At 63.1% G+C, this 20,438-nt stretch carries 21 protein-coding genes, 1 tRNA gene and 1 pseudogene; 9 read left to right on the forward strand and 14 right to left on the reverse strand.

Annotated elements, in window-relative coordinates; genetic code table 11:
- Positions 1 to 10: 10 nt before the first annotated feature.
- Complete coding sequence (locus tag FZI91_RS20890; RefSeq protein ID WP_155941020.1) at positions 11 to 1,657, forward strand: CocE/NonD family hydrolase; 1,647 nt, start codon at positions 11 to 13, stop codon at positions 1,655 to 1,657.
- Positions 1,654 to 2,211, forward strand: a complete 558-nt coding sequence (locus FZI91_RS20895; RefSeq protein WP_155941021.1) for a DUF4352 domain-containing protein — start codon at positions 1,654 to 1,656, stop codon at positions 2,209 to 2,211. The genes FZI91_RS20890 and FZI91_RS20895 overlap by 4 nt, the downstream gene beginning before the upstream one ends.
- On the opposite strand, the gene FZI91_RS20900 is transcribed toward FZI91_RS20895, so the two are convergent.
- Entirely contained in the window at positions 2,208 to 2,768 is a 561-nt protein-coding gene (locus FZI91_RS20900) for a TetR/AcrR family transcriptional regulator (RefSeq protein WP_155941022.1), read from the reverse strand. The two genes, FZI91_RS20895 and FZI91_RS20900, sit on opposite strands and share 4 nt — an antisense overlap.
- 82 nt (positions 2,769 to 2,850) lie before the next feature.
- Between FZI91_RS20900 and FZI91_RS20905 the strand changes: the two genes are divergently transcribed.
- A complete protein-coding gene (locus FZI91_RS20905; protein WP_155941023.1) occupies positions 2,851 to 3,285 on the forward strand; it encodes a DoxX family protein in 435 nt (144 codons plus the stop codon).
- Here the strand turns inward: FZI91_RS20905 and FZI91_RS20910 are convergent.
- On the reverse strand, positions 3,282 to 3,977 hold the full coding sequence (locus FZI91_RS20910; RefSeq protein WP_162526657.1) for a CPBP family intramembrane glutamic endopeptidase: 696 nt from the start codon (positions 3,975 to 3,977) through the stop codon (positions 3,282 to 3,284). The two genes, FZI91_RS20905 and FZI91_RS20910, sit on opposite strands and share 4 nt — an antisense overlap.
- 215 nt (positions 3,978 to 4,192) lie before the next feature.
- Here FZI91_RS20910 and FZI91_RS20915 point away from each other — a divergent pair, with 215 nt between their 5' ends.
- Together FZI91_RS20915 and FZI91_RS20920 are read left to right on the forward strand one after the other, a co-directional pair.
- The gene (locus FZI91_RS20915; protein ID WP_162526624.1) at positions 4,193 to 4,885 is read left to right on the forward strand and encodes a GAP family protein; all 693 of its coding nucleotides are present in this window, start codon (positions 4,193 to 4,195) and stop codon (positions 4,883 to 4,885) included.
- 241 nt (positions 4,886 to 5,126) lie between these two features.
- A complete protein-coding gene (locus FZI91_RS20920; RefSeq protein WP_162526625.1) occupies positions 5,127 to 5,549 on the forward strand; it encodes a transcriptional regulator in 423 nt (140 codons plus the stop codon).
- On the opposite strand, the gene FZI91_RS20925 is transcribed toward FZI91_RS20920, so the two are convergent.
- The 8 genes and pseudogenes from FZI91_RS20925 to FZI91_RS20960 form a co-directional block, all read right to left on the reverse strand.
- Entirely contained in the window at positions 5,489 to 6,646 is a 1,158-nt protein-coding gene (locus FZI91_RS20925) for a hypothetical protein (RefSeq protein ID WP_309224193.1), read from the reverse strand. The genes FZI91_RS20920 and FZI91_RS20925 overlap by 61 nt on opposite strands.
- Before the next feature lie 4 nt (positions 6,647 to 6,650).
- Entirely contained in the window at positions 6,651 to 7,778 is a 1,128-nt protein-coding gene (locus tag FZI91_RS20930; RefSeq protein WP_313884542.1) for a hypothetical protein, read from the reverse strand.
- A gap of 11 nt (positions 7,779 to 7,789) precedes the next feature.
- Positions 7,790 to 8,335: a hypothetical protein gene (locus FZI91_RS20935; RefSeq protein WP_155941025.1), complete on the reverse strand. Its 546-nt coding sequence runs from the start codon at positions 8,333 to 8,335 to the stop codon at positions 7,790 to 7,792.
- A 65-nt stretch (positions 8,336 to 8,400) separates the two neighbouring features.
- Positions 8,401 to 9,027 (reverse strand): alpha/beta fold hydrolase, encoded by a 627-nt coding sequence (locus tag FZI91_RS20940; RefSeq protein ID WP_239001938.1) that lies wholly within the window; start codon positions 9,025 to 9,027, stop codon positions 8,401 to 8,403.
- Positions 8,910 to 9,630 (reverse strand): annotated as a pseudogene (locus tag FZI91_RS23770) (hypothetical protein); the annotation flags it as partial. The gene FZI91_RS20940 and the pseudogene FZI91_RS23770, both read right to left, overlap by 118 nt.
- A 10-nt stretch (positions 9,631 to 9,640) precedes the next feature.
- The gene (locus FZI91_RS20950; RefSeq protein WP_155941027.1) at positions 9,641 to 10,393 is read right to left on the reverse strand and encodes a hypothetical protein; all 753 of its coding nucleotides are present in this window, start codon (positions 10,391 to 10,393) and stop codon (positions 9,641 to 9,643) included.
- Positions 10,394 to 10,635: 242 nt separating this feature from the next.
- The gene (locus FZI91_RS20955; protein ID WP_155941028.1) at positions 10,636 to 10,962 is read right to left on the reverse strand and encodes a hypothetical protein; all 327 of its coding nucleotides are present in this window, start codon (positions 10,960 to 10,962) and stop codon (positions 10,636 to 10,638) included.
- Between the two features lie 12 nt (positions 10,963 to 10,974).
- Positions 10,975 to 12,213 (reverse strand): hypothetical protein, encoded by a 1,239-nt coding sequence (locus FZI91_RS20960; RefSeq protein ID WP_239001939.1) that lies wholly within the window; start codon positions 12,211 to 12,213, stop codon positions 10,975 to 10,977.
- 315 nt (positions 12,214 to 12,528) lie between these two features.
- Here FZI91_RS20960 and FZI91_RS20965 point away from each other — a divergent pair, with 315 nt between their 5' ends.
- From FZI91_RS20965 to FZI91_RS20975, 3 genes are all read left to right on the forward strand, one after another.
- Complete coding sequence (locus FZI91_RS20965) at positions 12,529 to 12,948, forward strand: hypothetical protein (protein ID WP_162526627.1); 420 nt, start codon at positions 12,529 to 12,531, stop codon at positions 12,946 to 12,948.
- A gap of 235 nt (positions 12,949 to 13,183) precedes the next feature.
- A complete protein-coding gene (locus FZI91_RS20970; RefSeq protein ID WP_155941030.1) occupies positions 13,184 to 13,432 on the forward strand; it encodes a hypothetical protein in 249 nt (82 codons plus the stop codon).
- A 98-nt stretch (positions 13,433 to 13,530) separates the two neighbouring features.
- Positions 13,531 to 13,749: a hypothetical protein gene (locus FZI91_RS20975; protein WP_239001932.1), complete on the forward strand. Its 219-nt coding sequence runs from the start codon at positions 13,531 to 13,533 to the stop codon at positions 13,747 to 13,749.
- Positions 13,750 to 13,811: 62 nt separating this feature from the next.
- Here the strand turns inward: FZI91_RS20975 and FZI91_RS20980 are convergent.
- Both FZI91_RS20980 and FZI91_RS20985 read right to left on the reverse strand, forming a co-directional pair.
- A tRNA-Thr gene (locus tag FZI91_RS20980) sits at positions 13,812 to 13,887 on the reverse strand.
- 91 nt (positions 13,888 to 13,978) lie between these two features.
- Positions 13,979 to 15,217, reverse strand: coding sequence for a DNA polymerase III subunit delta' (locus FZI91_RS20985; RefSeq protein WP_155941031.1), 1,239 nt, complete (start codon positions 15,215 to 15,217; stop codon positions 13,979 to 13,981).
- A gap of 161 nt (positions 15,218 to 15,378) precedes the next feature.
- Between FZI91_RS20985 and FZI91_RS20990 the strand changes: the two genes are divergently transcribed.
- Positions 15,379 to 16,869: an adenylate/guanylate cyclase domain-containing protein gene (locus FZI91_RS20990; RefSeq protein WP_155941190.1), complete on the forward strand. Its 1,491-nt coding sequence runs from the start codon at positions 15,379 to 15,381 to the stop codon at positions 16,867 to 16,869.
- Here FZI91_RS20990 and topA read toward each other — a convergent pair.
- Both topA and FZI91_RS21000 read right to left on the reverse strand, forming a co-directional pair.
- On the reverse strand, positions 16,866 to 19,661 hold the full coding sequence (topA, locus tag FZI91_RS20995; protein ID WP_162526628.1) for a type I DNA topoisomerase: 2,796 nt from the start codon (positions 19,659 to 19,661) through the stop codon (positions 16,866 to 16,868). The genes FZI91_RS20990 and topA overlap by 4 nt on opposite strands.
- 175 nt (positions 19,662 to 19,836) lie before the next feature.
- Positions 19,837 to 20,424, reverse strand: a complete 588-nt coding sequence (locus FZI91_RS21000) for a hypothetical protein (RefSeq protein ID WP_162526658.1) — start codon at positions 20,422 to 20,424, stop codon at positions 19,837 to 19,839.
- Positions 20,425 to 20,438: the final 14 nt, after the last annotated feature.

Genomic DNA, 20,438 nt, shown 5'->3' on the forward strand with positions numbered 1-20,438 from the left:
ATTGGGCACCATGCTCGCAGACCTGGCTTTGACCTGGACGGGACGACTGTCCGCCCCCGTCCTCGAAAGGCTTCTCGACCTCCCTGAACCCACCACCGCCGAAGTGCTGGTGCGGCGGGACATCAAGGTGACCATGCCCGACGGCGTGCAGCTGGCCACGGACCATTTCCGCCCGGCCGGGCGGAATCCCCTGCCGGTCGTCATCTTCCGAACGCCATACGACAAGAGCGGCGTGATCACCCAACTGTGGTCAGTATTGTTGGCACGCCAGGGGTTTCAGGTGATCCTGCAGGACACCCGGGGACAGTTCGGCTCCCAGGGCAGATTCGATGCATTCCGGCAGGAGCGTGCGGATGGCCTGGCCACCGCGGCCTGGATACGTAAGCAGCCGTGGTGCGACGGCACGCTGGCGACCGCCGGCCCGTCCTACCTGGGGCACACCCAGTGGGCGGTAGCTCCGTACATCGACCCGCCATTGGCCGCCATGTGCCCGGCGATCACCACCACCAATTTCACCGAACTGTTCTACCCCAGCGGAGCGTTCAATCTGCATAACCTGTTGAGCTGGTCTGCGGCGATCGGCTCACCCGCCGGTTCGACACTGACACGCCTGCTGCGGGCGGGCGCGCACACGAATCGGGTCCGCAGCGCCATGGACCACCTGCCGTTGGGCGACGCCGACAACGTCGCGATCGGAAAGCCAGAACCGTTCTGGCGCACGGTAACCGATCACATCGATGATGATTACTGGGATGAGATCAACCACACTCCTCGACTCGCGGAGCTCAACACGCCGGTGAGCATGGTGACCGGGTGGTGGGACCTACTCCTAGTGGGCCAGCTGCGCGACTATGCCGAGCTGCAGGCGGTCAACTGCCCACGACGAATCACCATCGGACCGTGGGACCACACCAAATCCATCAAGGCTGCGGTCACCGACAGCTTCTCCTGGCTAGCTGCGCATCTGCGCGGCGACACCTCGTCCACTCATCGCGCACCGGTGCGGATCTACCTGCAGAAGGCTGGCCAGTGGCTGGATTTCGATCAGTGGCCACCCCAACAATCGACGCCGACCCCGCTGTATCTACGGGCCTCCGAATCATTGGATTGGCAGGCACCACGCGGCGATAATCCCGTCAACGAATTCACCTATGACCCGGCAGACCCCACTCCGGCGGTTGGCGGGCCACTCCTCGATGCCCGAGCCTCCGGCCAACGGGACAATGCGACCACCGAGAATCGTTCCGATGTCCTCGTTTTCACCAGCAAGCCACTGACGAGCGATCTGGATCTGATCGGCCCGGTCTCGGCGTCCATATACGCGACGACCGACAGCGGCCAGGGCGATCTGTTCGTCAGACTCTGCGATGTGGATCGAAAAGGATTGTCCCGCAACGTCATCGACGGAATCATCCGAATGAGCGGCCAGCCGGATTCCCCCGTGACGGTCACCATGCATCCGACCGGTTACCGGTTCGCGCGGGGGCACCGGCTGCGGGTACAGGTCAGCGGGGGCGGCTTCCCCAACCATGCCCGCAACACCGGCACCGGTGAGCCGCTCGCGACCGCCAGCCGCATGGTCCCGATCCGCTTCGAAATACGCCACGATGAAGCACACCCATCGTCGGTGACCCTCCCCGTGATGCCCTCATCATGAAATATCTTGCCAACCTTGGCTTTATCGGAATACTCCTCACCGGCTGCGGAGGCGGCGGTGTGTCAGAAAGCCGGCCCACCCTCATTCACGTCGGCGGCACCAGTGGAGGCGCCGAAACCAAAGTGGTGACGGCGGATGAGGGCAAGCCCGGCGCCCTCGGTCAGCAAGTACACGATGGCGACCTCGCCTTTGTGGTCACCAAGGTCAGCAGCACCGGCACCGTTGGCGATCCGGTCGACCCGGCTCTGCAGGCGAACGCAACCGGCACCTTCGTCGTCGTGCACCTGGAAGTCCTGAACCTTGGGTCGACAACGCACTCGTTCCTCGGAGACGAGCAGAAACTCAGGGATGCGACGGGCAACACGTATGCGCCCGACAGCATGGCGAATATCTTGGCGCGCAATGCCGAACAACTCGAACCCGGAGCAGAACTCGGAGCCGGTGCACAGAAACGGTCCGTGCTCGTCTACGACCTGCCCGCCGGAACCATACCCAAGGAGATCGACCTACACACCGACTACAGCTCCAAGGGCGCGAAGGTGCTGCTCGGCTAGTCGATGGGCGGGAACAGCGCGTAGGCGATCTGCGAGGCGATGCTCCGCGGATCCGCATCGCCGCGCGAATCGGCAAGTGCCCCACTGGTCCACAGCGAGACGAAGCCGTGCACCAAGGACCACGCCGCACGGGCAGCGGTGACCCTATCGGCCGACGTCTGCTGGGGCGTCAGCGTCGCAACCCCGGCGTCCAACGCGGCGCTGGCTCGGTCTCGTGCCCCGGTCAGCTGCGCGTCGGCGGGATCCAGGAGCGCGGGTTCGAACATCACCGAATAGTGCCCCGGATTCGCCAGCGCGAACTCCACGTAGGCCAGGGCCGCGGCATGGAAGTCGGGGTGTGCACGGTCGAGGGACTCGGCGAGTTTGGTGAATCCGTCGGCGGCCAAGGCGGTGAAGAGACCCCGGCGATCCCCGAAATGGTGGGCGGGTGCGGCGTGCGAGACACCAGCCTCACGCGCCAGTTCGCGCAGCGACAGCTCCGTGGTGCCGCGCCGGGCCACCATATCGGCCGCGCTGGCCAGTATCGCCTCCCGCAGAGCGCCATGGTGGTACGACATCGCACCAGCATAACGCAGATCTTGACAGTGACTAGTTAATGGGTATGGTCAAACTAGTCACTGTCAAGATTGGAGAATGATCATGGCCCCACTGATCGCGTTGGTCCTGGGAACCCTGCTGGCGCGCCTGGCCGGCGCATTGGGGGGTGTGCCCGTCGATTCGTGGCCCGCTTCGGTAGCGGTCGGCCTTGCCGCCATGTTCGCGCTGACCGGAGTCGCACACTTCGTTCCGAAGATGCGTGACGCGATGATCGCCATTGTCCCGCCCCGACTTCCGGCGCCCGGCCTCCTGGTGGCGCTCACCGGAGTCTTCGAAATACTCGGCGCGGTCGGCGTGCTCATCCCGTCGACGAGAGTGCTAGCGGCGGCCTGCCTCGGGATGCTGCTGATCGTGATGTTCCCGGCGAATGTTTATGCGGCGAGCCAGCGGTCCAATCCGCTGTCCACGCCGCTGGGGTGGCGCACCGCCGAACAACTGCTGTTCCTCGCGGCGACGACGATCGTCGCGTGCGGCTAGATCAGATGCCAGACCAAAACTGCGGCCAGCACGCCCATCCCGTTGAGCGACCAATGCAAGGCAATGGGCGCCAAGAGGCTGCCGCTGCGGCGACGCAGCCAAGTGAAGACGAATCCCGCGATCGCGGTGGCGATCACCGCTCCGGCGACACCGACGATCTGAGCCCATAGGCCAACGCCGAGAAGCCGGGTCAGGCCGACATTGCCGGTCGTCAGGCCCAGCGAGGTGGCGATGTGCCAGAAGCCGAACAGCAGCGACCCGGTGGCCGCGACTCCCCGGAAACCCCAGGCCCTGGCCATCGTCCCCTGCAGAACACCACGGAACGCGAGCTCCTCGGGAATCACCGTCTGCAGTGGGATCAGCACGAAGGAGGCCAACAATGCGCCCGACACCGTCGTCGCATAACTACTGTTAAGGAACATCGGGCGGGTGATCGGAAGCAGCAGCCCGATGCCGATCACGACACCCACGATGACGACCGCGACGGCCGCGTACTTGGCGCCGGAACGCCAATGGTGGCGGCCCAGCCCCAACTCGGCCCAGGAATGTCCGCGGTAGCGAATCAGCGCAAGCAGCCCGATCGCCGCCATCGGGACCACGACGATATTGGCCCACGGGGTGGTGAAGTGGGCGATCAGATTGGTGGCAATGAGGATCGCGACGACGACCGCGATGTCGAAATAGGTGCGCACATCCCGCAATCCCTGCAGGGGCGCAGCAGTCGTCTGGGCAAGCACCCGATCCAGGGTACCGGCGAATCCCGGCCGCCCCGGCTGTCTGTGATCCATTCGCGCCAAGCCCCCCATATGGACATAGTCGAGTGGATGAGGACCCGCGTTACCTGTGGCCGCGCCCACAGTGCCGGGCTACCGGGAACACGATCGGCATTCCCGTAAGTTCTGCAGTCGTGCTCACCCTGGTGCTGGCGTTCGCGGGATTCGCCTGCCTGGACGCACTCAACGTGCTCAATATCGGCATCGCCACCACCATCGTGTACGTGACCCGACTGGAGCGCAGATCCGCATTGCCCGGCGGCCTCAGCTTCATCACCGGGTTGTTCGTGGCGCTGTTCACGTTCGGCATCGCGACCGTGCTCGGTGTGCGCTCGCTGACCGATGTCGCCGGGGGTTCCGACATCACCCCGTCGACGCGGTACTGGGCGCAGTTGATCATCGGCGTGCTGTTGATCGCCTTTGCCGCACTGACGTGGTTCACCGAACCGGTAACGCCGCCGTGGATCCGGACCATTGCGCGACGCCATCCGTGGCTTCTCGCGCTCGTCGGACTCGCGCTGGGCTTCGCGGAGGCGCCCACGTCGGTGCCTTATCTAAGCGCGCTGGCGATGCTCGCCTCACGCCATCCGCTGCCGGGGATGTGGCCACTGCTCGTGGTCGGCTACGGCTTACTCGCCGTGCTGCCGAGCCTGCTGATTCTGGCGCTATCGACGCGTCGATCTTCGCGGGCGCAACGGGTGCAACGCGGGTTGGTGCGGACGGTGACGCGGTACGGACCCACCGCGATTCGCGTCATCTTCCTGGGGCTCGGCACCATCATGATTGCGAGCGCGCTGATTCACCACGACGCGCTGTGGGGGCGTTAGTCAGAATGCACTGATCGCTGTGCTCAACCCCACGATGAGCACAGCGATCTAGGCGGCTCGGCAGATATGGATCTTGATTAGCCGGACGAACACTTCGGACATTACTGTCAGTAAATACCGCTTGTCAATCGCTTATCCGTCAGATAGGTTCTACATCGCTCAAAAACCCGCTACCTGGGGCTAACAACGTCGAATTGGCGTGTATCGTGGGCGGCGAAGTGAAAGCGTGCGAGGGGGTGTGGTGCCAGAATTTCCGGGCCGGCTGAGCCACTTGTTTGCCACCGTGCATCCCGCGGGGCGCGGACCGTACTCGCTTAATGAAGTAGTCGCCGCACTTGCCGAACGCGGTGTCGCGGTGTCGTCGCCCTATCTTTCGCTGCTCCGCAAGGGCGAGCGCTCTAACCCGGCACCGGAGATCGTCACGGCCCTCGCGGAGTTCTTTCAGGTAAGTCCCGCCTACTTCTATGACGCCGACTACGCCGACACGGTGAATCGCGATCTCGACTGGCTTGTGCAACTACGCGATTCGAAGGTGCGCGAGATCGCCCAACGAAGCTACGCGCTGTCCGAGCACAGCCGACAAGCCATCGCCGACATGGTCGATCACCTCCGCAAGGCCGAAGGCATCCCTGACGAGAGCGCTGGAAAGTCCGAGTCTTCCTGACAGCTGCGGTACGCATCGGCGATGGCAAGCACCCACGCTTCATCGCTCATGCCGCTCGGCGGACGGAGCCATTCGGAGCTGAAGCCCGCCGCCGGCCGTCCATCCAGCCAATCAACGATGGCCACAACATGATCCGACTTCTGCGCAGGAGCGGAAGCCTTCGTTTTGTGTGGAAGCTGTTCACTCTGGGCCTGCATGGTCAGCCCGTCCTGAATATGAGTCGTCCACTCAAACACCAAGTCTGATAATCGAATTCCAGATTCGACCGGGGGATACAGTCCTGGGAAGCGAGCAGAAAGGACATCCCGAAGCGGCCTCAGCCGGCGGACATTCTTGCGCGCCTGCAGGTACAGCATGATCGGCGGACACAGGAATCCGGTCACCACCAGAATGGACACAACGCATCCGAGGGCCGTCTGTATCGAGAGCTCAATGTCGCGGTCAGGCTCTACGCCGAACCAGCGCAGCGGGTTCCAAACACCGCCACTGACCATCGCCACAAGTTCAACTGCCGCCGCGGCCGCGAGGAATCCCAAACCCAATCCGACCGGTGTCATATCAGCGTATCGCCAACCCAGCCAAACAAATTGGATGAGCACCGCCGCCACGTACGCATCGGACACCGCAAAGGCGACCATCAAACTGCGGTCGCTGGTCTCGTACAGGACTTTGGTGAATGTGTATGGGTCACCGACGGTCGCAGCGATGTGACTTTGACTGGCGGCCACGGCGACGACGACCAGGACGCAGGCCGCTACGGCGAGGATGATCCGCCGATCACGGCGGATCATCGCTGGCGGTGCGTAACCACTGCTGCTCACCACGAAGATTTGCACGCACGTGATCATCAGTACCGCGCCGGTTCCGCTCATGACAATAGAGCGCACAACCACCGGCAATACAGCCCACACCGCGTCGGTGTACGCAAGCAGCCATAGCCACAACAGCACACCGAATCCGGTGATCGCCATCGCTGCCGGCGATATCGGACGACGCCACATTCGCCAGATTCGGTAGAGAAGAACAGGCAGGAAGCTGGCTAGAACCACGAGCCGCATGGTTTGCAGAACCTCCCAGGCCGCCGGCTCAGCTCTCACTCTCTCACCGTAGTACGCACACAGTCGTTTCCCGCCGTATCTGACTCTCCCCAAAGTCTGCATAGGCCTCCGCGATGGCAAGCACCCACGCTTCATCACTCACGCCGCTCGGCGGACGGAGCCATTCGGAGCTGAAGCCAGGAACATCTTGTCCTGTAAGCCAATTCGTCACAGCTACCGCTCGTTCATCACACCCTCCGGGTATCGAATCGCGGGTTTGCGGTGACACCTGCCGCCCCTGCCCCAATAGCGTGAGGCCATCTTGGATATGCGTCGTCCATTCAAATATTAAGTCCGACAGTCTGATTCGTTGATCCATCGGAGGAATCACACCCGGAAAGAGCTTCTCGAGGGCATCGTGAAGGGGTTGCAACATGCGTCGTTTTCGTCGCGCCTGAACATGCGTCGCCACGGGTGGCCAGAGAAACCCCAGGATGATCAGAACCGCTCCAGCGCATCCAGGCAAGCTCTCCAGCCACAGTCCGAATGTGCCCAAGGTGTTCCCGTGCCCTTGGTTCAAGGGTCGCCACAGCCCTCCGTAGGAGATCGCTACCAGTTCGAACACCGCCGCGGCCGCCAGCAGTCCCAGCCCTGTGCCGACTGGCGTTCGGTCGGCATGCCGCATGCCGGCCCAGGCGAGCTGAACGAGTACCGCGCACATGAAACCGCTGCTCACCACCTCGGCGGTGATCGATCCTCGATCACCGCCGTGGAGAAGGGCATCGATGAGCTCATAGATATCGTTCGTAGCGAACAGCACGTTGCTCTGACTCACGCATATGGTCACGACAACCAGAACGATGGCCGTCACCGCGAAAGTGGTCCGCAGACCACGACGTATGCGCTCCGGCGACGCGTCACCACTGATCCCGACGACAAAGACCTGCAAGCAGGCGGCCATCGTGACGGTGGGCAAGCCGCCGAAACAGAGGGCGTGCACGACCGGCGGCAAAGCCGCCCACACCCAGTCGGTGAACGCAAGGAGCCAGAACCACACCAACACTCCGAAGCTGGTGACCGCCACGGCCGGAACAGATGTCGGGTACCGCAGCACTCGCCAGACGCGGTACAACACCACCGGCAGAAAACACAGCAGGATCGCTACGCGTGCGACCTGCAGAAGCTCCCACACCGAGCCTGCGATCACCCCAGTGCGTCGTCCATGTAATGACTCCACCGCGAGCGCCCGCGCCGCCCCGCACTCAACCGTCGAATCAACAGTCCGGCGAACCGTTCCGCGGCGAGTTCATCGGCCGGCCAGCGTTCATCCTCATGAGCGAAACCGTCACTGCAGCAGCTCCGTTGCAGCATTCGCGCGATCAGCTCCGGGCCGACGGTTTGAACGTGATCGGCGGCGTATTCGGTGATCGGTATCCCGCGATGCCCCAGCACCATGTGCCCCAATTCGTGGGCGATGGTGCGGTCGCGGCCGACGACGCCGTGCCCGATCTGTACAAGGTCCCGGTCAGGGAAGGACAGCCATTGTCCGAACACCCCGGGCGAGAGCGACACGTCTTCGATCGTCATCGCTCGGCCATTGGCCGCGGCCCATGCCTGTGCCGCCTCGGACACCGAGCAACCGCCTACCGACGCCGCCAGGACCGTGTCGACAGCGGACACGATCGAGTTTTCGAGACCGGATGCACGACGCAGAGTTCGACGTCCCTCACCGCCAGTCGCCTTCCACATAGCCACCAATTTAGCGAATAGTGGGGGCCATCACAGCAGAAGGTTCTCCGGAGGCTGCCGCGCCTCTACCTCGATGTGTGGAGAAACTGCAAGAGATGCACATTTACGGATTCGGCGGCGTCCAGCGAGACCGCGTGACCAGCACCGGAGATGACAACCTCGGGGACGCCCTCGGCGGCTGCCCACCGGGGCATCGCCTTCGCGATGTTTCCCGTGCGATCGTCGGCTCCCCGCATCAGCAATAGCGGCAACAGGGTGCGGTAGTCGGGGTCGGGCGTCACGAACTCGGTCGTCGCTCGCCATACCTCGAGAAATTCGGCCTTCGACATCGCCGAAAAGGCGCGCACCAAGTCAGCACGTGCCGCGCCCGTGACCGCCGACGCATCTGCCATCACGCGCGGCAGAGCTCGTGCCGGTATGAGCCGCAGCAGCGGAGCAGCCAGCCGCAGCGGCACCCGCTCGAGAAGATTCAAGGGACCGGTGTTCCAGGTGGAATCCATAACGCCCAGGCCGCGGTATCCAACAGGCGCTCGCCTGACTAGGCGCTGGGCGATGTTCCCACCGAGCGAATGTCCGACGACGACAGCGCGATCTCGATATCGTCGTCGGTCCAGGGCTGCTTGTGGTTGACCGCCCTGGGCCAGGTGGCCTGTTGGCGTCGTAGCCGCTCGGCCTCGGCCGCATCCCGGCATCGCAGGCACAAGCATCCGTAGCGGCTCACCGCGGTGTAGGTACCGTGTAGATGTTCGGCGATTTTGCCCTGCAGGCGACCTAGCCAACGCGCGCGGGCGACGCTCACCGAGTTGATCGAACGCCCCAATTCGGCGGCAATCTCAGTCGGTGTGCGGGACTCGTCGGTGAGGACGGCGATCTCTCCTCGGACCAGAGGCGCTGCCGTATCGGCTCATGGCGCGCTTCCCGGACGGCCGGCAGCCCAAGGCCTTTTGGCTCTGCAGATATCGGAGGCGTTTGATCGCCGGGAAAGAACGTCCCAGCCGGCGGGCTGCTTCGCTACGAGGAATGGACCGATCCAAGGCGATTGCGATCTCCTCAGGCGTCCACGCCCCGTAGCAGCCAATATCGGCCTGGACTACTCGCGACTGCTCGACAGCACCGCTGCGTTTCTGGGCCAGAAGCTGCTCAACATCGCGTCCCTGATACCGATTCCGGGCCTTCTTCACCTGTACTCGGGTGCGCCCCAGCCTCTCGCCGGCCTTGGCGCACGACAGCGACCGATCCAACGCCACCACCAACTCGTCGGCGGTCCACCGCCGTTGAGCTACACCACCTGCCACAAACGACAGGCTACTTCTGCGTCTCCGTGCAGATGGTGAATCGGCGTATTGGGTGTTGGTATCCGCCGTCCGAACAGCCGTCAATATTTGTAGTGTTCAAAATTACCTTCGTTGGCTTGAACTTGTTCGAGCTATTCGGGTCGCCACACTCGACTTTTGAGACCTCAGAATCACCAATGTTTACGCAGAGCGACTCGTCCCATTTCAAATCCAAACAGGCAGTCCATTGCCCACCAGACTTGGTGTTGCGGTAAAATTTACGGTCAGCGTCTTGGACGCATTCTGCCGGGACGTTCACTCTTTGGATGACTCTGTATACGGCTTCCCGAGATCCGCAGTCCACAGTCAGCAGCGTTGCATCGACCAGTCGGCCTTTCAGCGTCGCACAGGACCCCACGACAGCTTCGCTTGCTCCGTTGCCGGTGAGCGTTGCCGGCGTCGGGTATTGTCCAGGTATCTGATCGAAGTCCCGGCTGGTTTCATCCGCTTGGCGATTATTCAGCGGGTCACAGCCTACAGTCTGCACCGTATCAACCGCGGCTTGAGAAATGTCTAGATCGCGTAGGTCAGCAGGCGCAAATACGTCGATTCTGCAAGTCTCGGTAAAGGCGATCGTCCGAGGAATCCCTGGTATGCGCATCACCGTCGCACCCGATACGGAGCTTTCAACTACGGGCTCACTCTGGCCTGAGTACTCTTTGCGAGTCTCCGCAATGTCATCATGCAGATTTCCCGGTCTTGTGATGTAGACCGATAATGCCATTTGGTCACTGGGTCTATGCCAACCGCATCCGAGCCTCATATCACCATTATCGGAAGGAAGTACAGTATGTTGCGCTTTCCTGAGGAACTCGATTTTGCTGCCAATCTTTTCGGAGATTACAGTGCATCGCTGGTCCGCTGTCGCTGCATCCGAGTTGGATGCAACTTGCCCTTGCCTGTTGCAAGCACCTACGATTGACATCGCGAGTGAGATAATGAGCACTGTTCCGAGTGGGTTTCGATTCATTTTAGAAGCACCCCTTCTCGCGTAAGTATCATACGATTCCGATCTCTATTCATCGTGGCGATCGATTCGTCGATATGAACAGCGAGGATCTTCAGCCCAGCATGGAAACTATCATCTTCTGGCCAGACCCGCTTGACAGTTCCTCCATGATGCTCGATTAGCAGCCTTGCCCCCGGAGGATCCACAATAAACTCCAGCGTCCGTTCGCTACCGCCAACTCGCACAATCCAATGATCCGCAGAAACTTCCTCTAACGCGCATTCTGTTCCTTCGGCTACCATTTCAGCCAGTTCTACGAGCGCATTTCTATCTTCAGTATTCATTGCAACGCGCCATTACTTGATTGGAGGCGAGCTCGACGGGAAGGCGGTGATTATCTTTCCATCCGAATTCGAGACTACTACGCGAGCCCAAAAGGAGTGACCAGGAATCACTTTTCCATCGGCCGTGATGAGATCGACTTGACGATAGTACATCCATGTATTATTTCCTGGCTGATAAACCGCACCTTGCGGATATGCAAGTACAGCGGCGATAGCATAATCCGCAAGATAACGCCAGTTACCGGGATTCCCACCCTCGAAGCTCTTATTCTGCCAGTCTTGGTCGTGATGCCTGGCGTAGAGGTGGTTCAAGCCATAGCCCGACGTCCCGCAATACAGCGTGCTGACCCCCGAGTTCAGCGTCGAAGACATTCCACTACGCAGGAAGGTGGCTACAACCTTGGTCTCTTTGCTCCCATCGACCGGGCATGCGCCCCATGTCTTAGGCGTGTAGTTATTGAACGGCACTGGCGCCGGCGGGGTCGGCGGTGCCGGCGACTGCGGGGCAGGGCGCCGAGGCAGCATCGGCTTGCCACAGATGCCACACTGCGGCGCGGGAGCAAACTTCCGTTCAGGCTTTTTGAAGATATCCCCTGCGCCACCAATAGATTCCCCGATGAATGACAGGAACTCCTCAAGCAGACCCAAATCCTCGGCCTGCAACTCGCACTGTTGTTGAATCTGACGGTCTTGCTGGTCGACTTGAGACGGTTCACGTTCCTGCGTCGGCGCCTGGCTTGGCTGCTGCGAAGGCTGGTTCGGGTTGCCTTGTTGCGGCTGTTGCCCCTGCTGCGGCGACTGTTGTTGCGGTGCTTGGTAATCGGGGTTCGGCTTCCCAGGTCCTTGTGTGTAGCCGGGATTGGTTTGGTAGTCGGGCATCTGCGTGCCGTGGGCAGGTTGGTCCCAGCCCTGCTGCAGCTGTTGCCCACCTTGCTGACCCGGAACCTGTTGTGCCCCAGGTGATCCCGTGTTGTAGACCGACACCCCGCCGTCCTGGTTCAGCGGCGGCTGGTTGTTGCCGCCCTGGTAGTCGGGCATGGAACTGGGCATTTGAGGCGGCTGAAATTGCGAACCCCCGCCGTCGGTCATGCCCCCGGTGGGTCCAGGAGCGCCCGTTGGGTCCGCTGCCACAGTGGCCACCGCCGAGAATCCGCTACCGGGAACGGTGTTGTCATCGACAACCTTCGCTCCACCGATAGCCAGGGCGATAATCGCCACCAGCGCCGACACGCGCCGCAAACCTGTATGCATCATCCAACGATCCTTCATGACCATGAATACAGCCGCCCCTTTCAGCTGACGCCGAGCACGCCCCTGCGCAGATCATTACATACACATAGTTGCCATGTCGATCAAATCCCAGCTAATGAGTTAGCTATGCGATATCCTGCCTTACATCACCCCTGGTAGATGCAACCTGCAGGGCCGCGGTCGACTCCGCGATCTTGGAGCAACATAGATCATTCGGCGCCAGGCTTTGGTGGGCATACGGGAACGAGTTCGCCAGGTCTCCCTATCCTGACCGGACCACCCGTCGATGTCGGGCCGGCAGCGTAGAACTGGCCAATGGACGCGCGCAAGGCCATTCGTGAGGCTATCGAGGGCATACCGAACCTGTTCGGCCTCACGCGCAGGGTGAGCATCGGCGCTGCGGGCAAGACCGAGACCGTCGTCTATACGCAGACGCAGGTCGCCGATATCGTCGCCTCGATACTTCCCGACGCTCTCACGACCAAGGGGTACCTGATGCTCGAGCTGCCAGCCATTGAGACGGACGAGGCCGGCCGCCGCTACGTCGAAGTGCCGATCACCGCGCGACCATGGGCTTCGGGTGAAGTCCGTATCTCACTGCGCGGGGACGAGGTGGCTGTGGCCAACCTCCCTTCTGTACTACCCATGCAGGACGCTCCGGCCCTGGCCTCGGCACTCATGGCCGCACACACCACATGGCGGCAAGACACGCCCAAGCGTGGATCGCATATCTGACCTGCGGCTATGGCGAAATGGCGTTCAACATTTCGGTGGACAAGTATGCCCATTTACGGATTTAAGGCCCTGACCAGCCCATTTAGTGACAGGACAGTGCGTGGCGTACCTCAGTCCGAAGACCAAATGCATCATCTCTGGCTGCGGCCTCAGTCGAGACACCAACGGCGTCTGTAGAGCGCACCTTCAGAAGCTGGTCGAGTCATCCTGGGACATCGAAAGTATTGGTTTCTGGATGCAAGACGGTGAGATTGGGTACAGGTCGGTGCACAGCCGACTACGGGCCATCAAGGGGACCGCCCGAGGGCAGGAGTGCGCCGAGTGCGACAAACAGGCCGTCGATTACAGCTATGACCACGGTGATCCAGACGAGCTGATAGGCATGACCGAAAAGGCGTCCATCGCCAGATACAGCCTGGATCCGGCTCACTACCAGGCGCTGTGCCGATCGTGTCACCGAAAGCGGGATCTCGCCGCCGCCTGAATATCCACTGCATGAAAACCCTGGCCTAGCTGGTGTTTTGTCGTCTCAGGGGTGATGTTCATTCCGCCCCATCCCATCCCTTAGCCCGAGGGGGAATCATGAAGCGCACCATTGCCCGCGCGTTGCGTCGGTTATTCCTCCGCGACCGTTGGACTCCGTTCGACAGAAATGGCGAGCTGCGCCCTGAGCTGTTCACCCGCGAGGGTTCGCAACGGGTTGGTGCGCTTACGGACGAAGAGCGGCGGGACGCGGTGCGCAAGAGGTTCACGGCCGCAGGCAGAGACGCAGGCGCGTCGTGCGAATTAGTGATGATTTAGTGATGACTTGAGGCATTTCTGCCCTCGAATACAAAGAACCCCAGGCCTATGACCTGGGGCTTTGGAGCTGCCCGGGGGAATCGAACCCCCGACCTATTCATTACGAGTGAATTGCTCTACCGACTGAGCTAGGGCAGCACGCTGGGCGAACCCAGCGCCGGTGAGTCTACGGCACCCCCGTCGGGTGGCCCAAGTTTGATGCTCTTCGCGCAAGCGCTCATCGCCGTCGTTACTCGGACGGACGCAGCGCCTGCCCCGCGGTCGCGACCAGCGCATCGATCGCGAACTTGGGCTTCACATTGGCCGCCAGCGCTTCCCGGCACTCCAACACGGCCTCGATGCATCGCAGCAGCTGTTCGGCGGGCACTCGCTCCACCATCGGCACGAGCCGGTCCGCCATATCGGGATGATGCAGCGCCACGGTCCTGGACGGTCTTCCCGCAAGCGGATCATCCCGGCCCGCCTCGACGGCCCCGAACGACAACACCAAGGCATCGCGGAAGTAGGTCGCCAGGTCGATCAACGTGCGATCCAGGGCGTCCCGCGACGCCCGTGTTTGACGCGATTTCTGTTTGCGCTCAAGGTCTTTCAGGACGCCCGCGGACCCACGCAGCGCGGTCGCCGCCCCCTTACCGGTCCCCCCTGCGCCGAGGGCGGTCTTGAGCTCCTCCTCTTCGGCCTCGTTCCGCGCAGCCGTCAGCTCCTTGGCCTCGGTGTCAGCGCTGACCACCAGCTCCTCGGCCGCTGCATACGCGCGCGTCGGGGTGGCCGCCTCCCGCGCCAGCCCCAGCGCCCGCAGCCGGCGTGCTCGGGCCTGCTCATCGGTGGCCAGCCGCCGGGCCCGGCCCACGTGACCACCGCTCACCGACGCCGCCCACTGGGCCTGCTCGACGTCGATCCCATCGCGGTCCACCAACACCTGTGCGATGGCTGCCACCGACGGAGTGACGAGCGCCACATGCCGACAGCGCGAGCGCAACGTGATCGAGATGTCCTCCGGGTCCACCGACGGCGCGCACAGCAGAAAGACCGTCCGCGGCGGCGGCTCCTCGACGACCTTCAGCAGCACGTTTCCGGCGCCCTCGGTCAGGCGGTCCGCGTCCTCGATGAGCACCACCAACCACCGTCCGGTACTCGGCCGACGCCATGCGGTCTGCACGATGCCGCGCATCTCGTCGACGCCGATCGACAATCCCTCGGGCACGACTCTGCGCACGTCAGCATGGGTCCCCGCCATCGTCGTGGTGCAGGCGCGGCATTCCCCACAGCCGACCACACCATCGGACTCACACTGCAACGCCGCGGCAAAACACAAAGCCGCCACCGACCTGCCCGATCCGGGCGGCCCGGTAAACAACCACGCGTGGGTCATGCGGCCCGCAGCATCGCCACGCGCAGCCATCGCTGCGGACGAGAGCGTGGACACCACCGCTCCCTGATCCACCAGGCGCTCGAAAACCCCGCTCATTGCCCCCAACCCTAGCCGCCAGGACAGACGCCCCGGGCAGGCAGACGGGCCTGTGAAGCCCCTCCGTCACCGCCGACAGCTACGGTTAACGGGTGACTAGCGCGGACGGACGGGCTGACCAGCGCCCGCTTGCACGCGCAGTCCGGTACTCCCGGTGGGTCATGCGTACGCCCTGGCCCCTGTTCATCATGGGTATCGCCCAGTCGAACCTGGTCGGCGCGCTGTTCGTACTCGGCTTCCTGCGGTTCGGCCTACCACCGAGCGACCGCGTCGAACTGACCGAGCTCGGCCCGCAGCGCCTCATCATCCTGGGCGTCTCGCTGTTCATCCTGTTTGTAGCAGGCGCGATCGTCAGCACCTACCTGTTGATACCGGTGCTGCGATGGCAATACAGCTCCCCCGACTTCGAGTCCGAGGGCTCCGAGGCCGTTCGGGTCCGCGCCTTGCAGATGCCCTTCTACCGAACAGTCATCAGCGTTGCGACCTGGCTCGTGGGTGGCGCGATCTTCGTCGCCGTCACCTGGTCGTCCACGCACAGCTCAATCTTGGTCTCCATGTTCGCGACGGTGTTGGGCGCCACCACGACCAGCATCATCGGCTACCTACAATCCGAACGCGTGCTGCGCCCGGTCGCCATCCAAGCGTTACGCCGCGGTGTACCCGAAAACGTCACCGCCCCAGGCGTTATCGTCCGTCAGCTTCTCACCTGGGCATTGAGCACCGGCGTGCCGATCCTCGCGATCGTGCTGACGGTGGTGGGTCAGCGCGCGGGATATCTCAAGTCCGGGGCCGAAAACCTCACCGGATCGATCCTGATCCTGGCGATCATCGCGCTGGCCATCGGCCTGATGGGCACCCTGCTAGTGGCCACCTCGATCGCCGACCCGCTACGCCAATTGCGTTGGGCGCTTAGCGAAGTACAGCGCGGCAACTACAACGCCCACGTGCCCATCTACGACGCCAGCGAGCTGGGTCTGTTGCAGGCGGGGTTCAACGACATGGTGCGCGATCTCGGCGAACGGCAGCGCCTGCGCGACTTGTTCGGCCGCTACGTCGGTGAGGACGTTGCGCGCCGAGCCCTCGAGTACGGCACCGAACTCGGCGGCCAGGAACGCAGCGTCGCAGTACTTTTCGTCGACCTGGTGGGATCCACCCAGCTGGCATCCAACCGTGGCCCGGCCGTGGTCGTGCGGGTACTTAACGAGTTCTTCCGGGTCATCGTCGACACCGTCAACACGCACGGCGGTTTCGTCAACAAGTTCCAGGGTGACGCGGCGCTGGCCATCTTCGGCGCGCCCATCGACCACCCCGACGGCGCCGCGGCCGCACTCGCGGCCGCCCGTGAACTCGCCGACGAACTCACCAATGTGTTGGGCTCCAACGACTTCGGCATCGGGGTCTCCGCAGGGCGGGCCATCGCCGGACATATCGGAGCGCAGGCCCGTTTTGAGTACACCGTCATCGGCGACCCGGTGAACGAGGCCGCACGCCTGACCGAGCTGGCCAAGAACGAACCCGGAAACGTGCTGGCCTCTGCCGCCGCCGTCATGGAAGCCCGGGACGAGGAAGCCCTGCGCTGGGATGTCGGCGAGACCGTCGAGCTTCGAGGCCGCAACGTGTCAACACAGGTCGCGCGGCCTCGCCGCAGCTAGGTCGCCTTCTTGGCGGCCTTTTTCGCGGGCGCCTTCTTGGCGGGAGCTTTCTTGGCCGCTTTCGCGGGCGCCTTCTTGATCCGCTTCACCGGGCCACGCGCGCGACGGTCGGCAAGCAGCTCGGAGGCCCGCTCATCGGTGATCGACAGCACGTCATCGCCCTTGCGCAGGCTCGCGTTGGTCTCACCATCGGTGACATAGGGGCCGAAGCGGCCGTCCTTGATCACCATCGGCTTGCCGGTCGCCGTGTCCGCACCCAGTTCACGCAACGGTGCCGCCGAAGCCGCCTGTCCGCCACGGCGTTTGGGCTCGGAGTAAATCTTCAACGCCTCGTCGAGGGTGACGGTAAACATCTGATCCTCGTCGGCCAATGATCGAGAATCGGTGCCCCGCTTCAGGTACGGGCCGTAACGCCCGTTCTGCGCGGTGATCTCCTCGTTGTTGGCGGGGTCGACGCCCACCACACGCGGCAACGACAGCAGCTTCAGCGCATCCTCAAGTGTCACCGTCTCCAGCGTCATGGTCTTGAGCAGAGAGCCGGTGCGCGGCTTGGGTCCTTCGACCTTCTTGGCGCCCCGCTTGGGCTTCTCGGCCTCGGCGGGCTCCGGCGGTGCGGGCAGCACCTCGGTGACGTAGGGACCGAAACGTCCGTCCTTGGCGACGATTTCGTGTCCGCTCACCGGATCGACACCCAGCGTCCGCCCCTCCTGCGGGATCGCGAACAACTCTTCGGCCATCTCGACGGTCAGCTCATCGGGGGTGACGCCGTCCTTGACGTTGGCGCGCTGCGGTTTGAGCTCTCCGGCCGCACCATCGGTGTCCGCGATCATCCGCTCTAGGTACGGCCCGTTCTTGCCGACCCGAACGTAGATGGAGCGACCCTGGTCGTCGTCGAACAGCTTGATCGAGTTGATCTCGCGGGCGTCGATCTCCTCTAGGTTGACACCCACCAGGCGCTTGAGACCGCCGGCACGTGCCACCGAGCCTTCGACGCCGTGATCACCACCAAAGTAGAAGGCGTTCAACCAGTTTGTGCGACGTTCGTTACCGGAGGCGATCTCATCGAGGTCGTCCTCCATAGCGGCGGTGAAGTCGTAGTCGACCAACCGGCCGAAATGTTGCTCCAGCAGCCCGATCACCGCGAACGCGGTCCAGGACGGGACCAGCGCGCTGCCGCGCTTGTGCACATAGCCGCGGTCCTGGATGGTCCGGATGATCGACGAGTAGGTCGACGGACGCCCAATCCCCAACTCTTCCAACGCCTTGATGAGCGAGGCCTCGGTGTAACGGGCGGGCGGATTAGTGGTGTGCCCGTCCGCGGACAGCTGGGCAACCGTGACGCTCTGCCCCTGCGTGAGCCGTGGCAGGCGGCGTTCCTCGTCGTCGGCCTCGCCGCCGGCCTGCTCGTCGACGGTCTCAACATATGCCGACAAGAAGCCGGGAAAGGTGAGGGTGCGACCGCTGGCGGTGAAAACCACCTGCTCTCCGGAGGTGGCGGCGCCAGAAAGTTTCAGGCTCAGCGTGGTGCCGCGGGCATCGGCCATCTGCGAGGCAACGGTGCGCTGCCAGATCAGCTCGTACAAACGGAATTCGTCATTGTCAAGCAATGAATGCAATTGACCCGGAGTTTGGAAAGTCTCACCCGCCGGGCGAATGGCTTCGTGAGCTTCCTGCGCATTTTTCACCTTGCGGGTGTATTGCCGCGGTGAAGGATGCACATATTCGCTTCCGTACAACTCGCCGGCCTGCGATCGTGCCGCTTGCAGTGCTGACTCGGAGAGCGTCGTGGAGTCGGTACGCATATAGGTGATGTAGCCGTTTTCGTACAGCCGCTGCGCAATGCTCATGGTGCGCTCGGAGGAGAACCGCAGCTTGCGCCCGGCCTCCTGCTGAAGCGTGGACGTCATGAACGGCGGGTAGGGCTTGCGGGTGTACGGCTTCTCCTCGGCCGACGCAACCGTCAGCGTGGCCTGAGACAGCCCCGTGACCAGGGCGTTGGCACGGGCTTCGTCAAGAACCAGCACCCCTGGGCCTTCACCGGAGGCCTGTTTCAGCTGACCCAGGGAGTCGAAATCGCGGCCGGCCGCGACCCGCTGCGCGTCGACGCTGAGCAGTCGGGCGTTGAACTTGGGAGGTTTGGCCGCCGGGTTGTCCTTACCCGCGTCCAGCTCGGCGCCCAGGTCCCAGTACCCGGCGCTGCGGAACGCCATGCGGTCACGTTCGCGCTGGACGATGATCCGGGTGGCCACCGACTGCACGCGCCCGGCGGACAGGTTCCGTCCGACCTTCTTCCACAGCACGGGGCTGACCTCGTAGCCGTAGAGGCGGTCGAGGATGCGGCGGGTCTCCTGTGCGTCGACCAGATCTGTATCCAGGTCGCGCGGGTCCTCCGCGGCGGCGCGGATGGCCTGCTCGGTGATCTCGTGGAACACCATGCGCTTGACGGGCACCTTGGGCTTGAGCGTCTCCAGCAGGTGCCAGGCGATGGCCTCACCCTCGCGGTCACCGTCCGTCGCGAGGTAGAGCTCGTCAACGTCCTTCAAGAGGCCCTTGAGCTCGGTGACGGTGCCCTTCTTATCGGGGCTGACGATATAGAGAGGTTCGAAGTCCGCGTCGACGTTCACCCCAAGACGGGCCCACGGCTCCGTCTTGTATTTGGCGGGAACGTCGGCAGCAGCACGAGGTAGGTCCCGGATGTGGCCACGCGAAGACTCGACGACGTATCCGTCGCCCAGGTAGCCAGCGATCTTGCGGGCCTTCGTCGGTGATTCGACGATGACGAGCCGTCGCACTGCTTCGTCTCCTTACCTGCGCATTTCGCGGCATATGTACGGTGCATCGGCGGTCCGCCGTGGTCACAAGATGACACCCCCACGCCAATTGCGCAAACCTAGCCTTGCATATGGGCACGGATATTCCTGATGTCAGGGTGGCCAAAAGCGTGTCCACACCTCTACTAAGCCCCTGCTAAACCCTGGGCCATGCCCGGAATGCTTCGGTGTCACCGGGTGGTTCTCCGATATTTTCCAGCAGCCGCGCCAGCCGGCGCCGCCCACTAATCCGCAACGCCGGATTCGCACCGCGTGTTCCGATCAGGGTTGGAGCGATACCCACCCGCATCAACGCGGCAGCCAACGTGGAATGAGTGTCGGGGGCGTGCGGATCCAGGCCCAGCAGGTAACGGTCGGCCTCCGGCATGCCCGCGGCGAGCACCCAGGCGCGCAGTTCACGTGCACCCGGAAGCCATTGCGCAGGCACTGTTTTCACCGCACCACGGGTCCATTCCTTGGCGACTGGCAGCAGCACCGGATCAATAGCGGTACGCACCAGCGGATGATTCTCAGTGCCGGTTTCGGTATGGCCCACTTCGGCCTGCAGCCCGGTTTCGACGATCATCTCGGCAAGCGCCAGGGCACGCCACGGCTGGTCGACGACCACCGAGATACGGGCACCCGCTCCGCTGACAACCACCTGACCCGGTCCGGCCAGCAGCCCCGCCAGATCGGCGACCTCGGGAGGCACCGATTCGGCGGAAAAAAAGGACAGCTGGCTCACAGTCACAGACAGTA

Source organism: Mycobacteroides sp. CBMA 271 (genome assembly GCF_009729205.1).
In the GTDB taxonomy this organism is placed as follows: domain Bacteria; phylum Actinomycetota; class Actinomycetes; order Mycobacteriales; family Mycobacteriaceae; genus Mycobacterium.